This is a genomic window from Ferroplasma sp., assembly GCF_037442045.1.
Taxonomy (GTDB): domain Archaea; phylum Thermoplasmatota; class Thermoplasmata; order Thermoplasmatales; family Thermoplasmataceae; genus Ferroplasma.
In genome coordinates this window covers 1-4,956 of record NZ_JBBIRC010000067.1, presented here as the reverse complement: position 1 = coordinate 4,956, position 4,956 = coordinate 1, and the positions used below count along the sequence as shown (strand labels likewise).

Genomic DNA, 4,956 nt, shown 5'->3' with positions numbered 1-4,956 from the left:
TAATTACAAGAATTGTGGAGTATGGAGCAGGAATAGATGCAGCAAATTTTAATGAAATCCAGCTTGCCATGCGGTGCGGTGCCAGTAAAGATAATATTATTGCTACGCCAAACAACCTTTCTCCCAACGAACTGAAAATGATAAAAAACTCTGGTGTATCCACTAACTTCGATTATGAAGGTCAGTTGGATCTGCTCGAAGGCGATATTCCAGATACTGTATCATTTAGAATCAACCCGGGGATAGGAAGAGGTGAATTCGCTGGTACAACAACAGCAGGCAAAAATGTTAAATTTGGAATATCTAAGGAAGATGCGATTAGAGCTTATTCAAAGGCACTGAATCAGGGTGCGAAGCATTTTGGAATTCATATGATGACTGGTTCCAATGTGCTTGATCCAGAATTTTTTAACCAATCAACAAAATTGTTTTTTAAAATAGCAGAAATAATAGAAGATCAAACAGGAATTAATTTTGATTTTATTGATATCGGGGGCGGATTTGGCGTTCCATACATGGATAATAAACCACTTGATATTAATAAAACCGGTGAATTTATTTCAAATAATTTTATGGATTCAAATAAGAGGGGATATTTTAATAATTCGCATCTATTAATAGAGCCAGGCAGGTACATAATTGCTGATTCTGCAATATTGCTTGCATCTGTAACCTCAATTAAAAAATCTGGCCATACCCTGATTGGCATAAATGCCAGCATGAATTCATTGATTAGAATTCCTTTGTACGGCGCGCATCACAGAATAATCCTATCCGGCCATAGTTATAATGAAGCAACTGAAGAATACGATATTGTTGGGCAGGCATGTGAAAATACAGATTATTTGGGAAGGAATGTAAAGCTTCCAGAGCCTAAAATAGGAGATATATTAATAATTCTGGATGCAGGAGCATATGTTTCATCAATGGCATCAAACTATAATTTGCTCCCAAGGCCAGGCGAACTGGTTTTGGATGGTGGAAATAAAATATTAACAAGGGCACATGATAGCCTTGAATCAATGATATTCCCTTATAAAAATAATTTTGACATAAATTGAATATTTTTAACCTGAACAATGGCATGCTTACGTAATATGCCTTAATCCGCATTCAATAAATTATCCAATTTTTTTGATGTTTTTAAATAAACAGAATAATGCATATAACGCAGTTGGGTAATATGAACATTAATATTTTTATAAAATTATTAAAATTTAGGAATATTGAAAATAAATGGAATTAGAAAAAATTAATGATTATTGTATTACTTAAAAGGAGAAGAGTTTAGGTTTTTAACCATTTACATTAAAATAAAATGGAAGGAATATAAATCCAATTAAAACATAAATTGAATCTCTTTTGCTATTATGCTGGTGAAAAGAAGCACATATTTAATATACTATGTTTTTATATACGAAAATGGGCGATAATATTACGAATAACGCAAACAATTCTGCAAAACTAAAGAAATCATTATCGACAACAGATATATTTTTGATTAGTTTCAGCGGCATGGTAGGATCTGGATGGCTTCTTGGCGTTCTTGCAGGCCCAGCATATGCAGGTCCTGCTGCAATACTTACTTGGGTCGTTGCAGGTATATTCTTTATTATACTTGCGCTTGTATTCAGTGAACTGGGAACACTTTTTCCATACAGTGGCTCACTGGTAAGATTCAATGAGTTTTCCCATGGGCCAGTCAGTAATTTTTACCTTGGCTGGGCTTATATGATAGGAGCCATTGCCACACCGCCTGTTGAAGCTGCAGCTCTAACAGGGTTTTTAAGCAGTTATGTTCCCGGAATTTACAATTCTTCAATTTCCCTTTTAACACCGCTTGGAGTTATTTTAGCACTCGCTTTGCTTGCAATATTTATCATAATACAGTATGTAGGAGTGAATATATTTGGAAAAACAAATGCTGTAATGACATGGTTTAAAATGGCAGCAATAATATTAACAATAATATTTGTTGCAGCCTTTATATTCGATGCCAAAAACTTCTTCGCCGTGCCCGGGAATTTCATGCCATACGGAGCGTCCTCTATATTTGCGGCAATGGTTCCTGCAGGTGTGATATTCTCATATGAAGGATTCCGCCAGGGACTTGACTATGCAGGCGAAACAAAAAACCCAAAAAGATCAGTGCCTCTTGGAATGATTGGTGCCATGCTTGCGGCAATGGCCACATATATACTTCTTCAGATAGCCTTTATCGGTGCAGTAAACTGGAAAGCTGCAGGCGTTCCTGTAGGAGACTGGAGCGCCCTGCTTACATCAAAATGGTCAGCCAATCCATTTTATTACGCTTTTCATTCAACAACTGAAATGCTTCTTATCGGTTTTTCCATCTTTTTAATTATTGTAGCTGTAGTTTCATCTGCATCAACACTTGGTGTATATGTTGGTTCATCAGCAAGATCATTGTATGGCATGGCCAGAATGAATTATATACCGGATTTCTTTGGAAGAATACACCCCAGATTCAGGACACCCTGGATTTCTCTTGTTGTAACATTCATAATAGGGGCAATGTTTTTGCTCCCATTTCCAAGCTGGTATGCCCTTGTAGGAATAGACTCGTCATTTACTGTATTTGCCTATCTTGCTGCCGGAATTACAAACGTATCATTAAGGAAAACGGCACCTGATATGGAAAGGCCATTCAAAACTCCCTTCCTTACCATACTGGCTCCACTTGCCTTTGTTATTGCCTCGCTTCTGGTTTACTTTTCAGGATGGAGCATAGTTGCTCTTTTGCTGCTTATCGTTGATGGCGGCATTCCAATATTCCTGCTCAGCAATTACGGCAGAAAAACTTTTAACATGGGCTTAAAAACAGCATCTATTTTTTCACTGGTTTACTGGATTATATTCATATTTATCGGTGTTGTATATGCATTGTCGTTAATGCCTTTTATAGCATATTTTACGATATTCTCAATTACAGTTTTGGCGACTCCATATATACTTTACAGGATGTCCGGGAAAAGCGCAGGAATACATATAAAAGCATCAATCTGGCTTGTAATTTACAGTATACTTCTAGGAGTCATGTCATATTATGGGTCACTTGGAATTAATGCAATACAATTCCCATATGATTATATAATATTTGCTATAATGAGCCTTGCAATATATTTCATTGCTATAAATACTGGATATCATACCAATAAGCTTAAAGAATATCAGGAAACTGGCGGAGTAACAGATGAATAATATTATTTAATTAAATGATAAACTTTATATTTTAATTTCGATTTAATTTTTATGGAACTAATAGATTTCTATCAAAAATTCATTGCTTCAGATTCTGAAACACGGAATAACATGCTGGAAGAATTAGGAAAAATGGTACCAGAATCATCATTTAACTGGGTTTCAGACATTTATGAAAAATTATTTTCAGAAAGCAAGAAAGATGCAATTATATACATAAATGAAAGTACAAATAAAGAAATCAGGATATCTTACCATAGCTTATATGAAAGCTATAATAAATTCATAAATTTTCTTAGAAGGCTGGAAATTAAAAAAGGTTCTATTGTATATATCATGGCAGGGGCAGTTCCAGAACAGTGGATTGCAATGCTTGGATGCCTGAAGGCTGGATTTACAGTTATTCCCTCGGCTCCAAATTTAACAGAATATGAAATAAAATTCAGGTTCTCAAATGACCCTCCAGACGTGATCATATCTGACATGGCAAATTCCTCAAAAATGGAACATGCTATGATCAACAGCCCGCTGAAATTAATTATAGGAAATAAGGAAGGATGGGTCAGCTTTGATGAAATAAATGCAATGCCTTCAAATTCTGATCCAGAAAAAATATTTAAATCAGATATCTTTATTAAATATTTCACATCGGGAACCACTGGAATGCCAAAAGCGGTTATTCATAGTTCCGTACTGTATTCCTTGGGCCAATTGAGCACATTAGCAGCTATTGGCATTATGCCTGATTATGTACATAACAATTTAAGTTCTCCTGGATGGGCAAAATTTGCATGGAGTTCTTTTTTTGCCCCACTATGTGCTGGCGCTACAGTGATTTCTATAGATTATTCCGGAAAATTAAATTCTGAAAAGTACCTGGAATTGCTGGATAAATATAAAGTAAATTCATTCTGCGCACCTCCAACTGCGTGGCGCAAATTCATTTCCATCAAGAATGATAAAATCCAACTGAAAAGCCTCAGGGATACAGTCAGTGCAGGAGAGCCGTTAAACGGTGAGGTAATTAATAAATGGAAGAAAAAATATGGCACAACAATTCGAGATTTCTACGGTCAGAGCGAATCAACTGCTATGATTGCCAATTTGCACGGTTCGAAAGTAATACCTGGATCAATGGGAAAGCCACTTAAAAGTTATAAAATATCTCTTATGGATGATGATATGAATGATATAAAAAGCCCATTTACCATTGGCAATATTGCGGTAAAGGACTATAAAGCTACATGTGGGCTCTTCGTTGGTTATTCCGATTCCAAAAAAAATTCTACTGTTTTTGTAAATAATTATTATTTGACCGGTGATAAGGCATATTTTGATGATTCGGGATATTATTATTTTGTAAGCAGAAGCGATGATGTTATAAAAACATCAGATTACAGGGTTGGCCCATTCGAAGTTGAAAGTGCAATAATAAAAAATGAAGCAGTACTTGAATCTGCTGTAATTGGCGTTCCAGACCCTGAAAAATATGAAAAAATAAAAGCCTTTGTAATATTGAAAGAAGGCTATGAGAAGAGCCAGGAAACAGCACAATCAATCTATAATACCGTAAAATCTATTTTGCCATATTACAAATACCCAAGAATAATAGAATTTACAAATGAACTTCCAAAAACAATCAGTGGAAAAATCAAAAGAAAGGAATTAAAAGAAATTGAAATAGAAAAAGCAAATAATAACAGTTCTGGGGAATTTGTTTATCACTTTTAATAT

General features: G+C 35.2%; 3 protein-coding genes. All 3 read left to right on the top strand.

Annotation, left to right across the window (positions count from 1 at the left end; genetic code table 11):
• A partial coding sequence (locus WKI77_RS07195) for a diaminopimelate decarboxylase (RefSeq protein WP_337861149.1) occupies positions 1–1,061 on the top strand: 1,061 nt, incomplete at its 5' end.
• Between the two features lie 361 nt (positions 1,062–1,422).
• A complete protein-coding gene (locus tag WKI77_RS07190) occupies positions 1,423–3,222 on the top strand; it encodes an amino acid permease (protein WP_337861148.1) in 1,800 nt (599 codons plus the stop codon).
• Positions 3,223–3,273: 51 nt separating this feature from the next.
• Positions 3,274–4,953 (top strand): AMP-binding protein, encoded by a 1,680-nt coding sequence (locus tag WKI77_RS07185; RefSeq protein ID WP_337861147.1) that lies wholly within the window; start codon positions 3,274–3,276, stop codon positions 4,951–4,953.
• Positions 4,954–4,956: the final 3 nt, after the last annotated feature.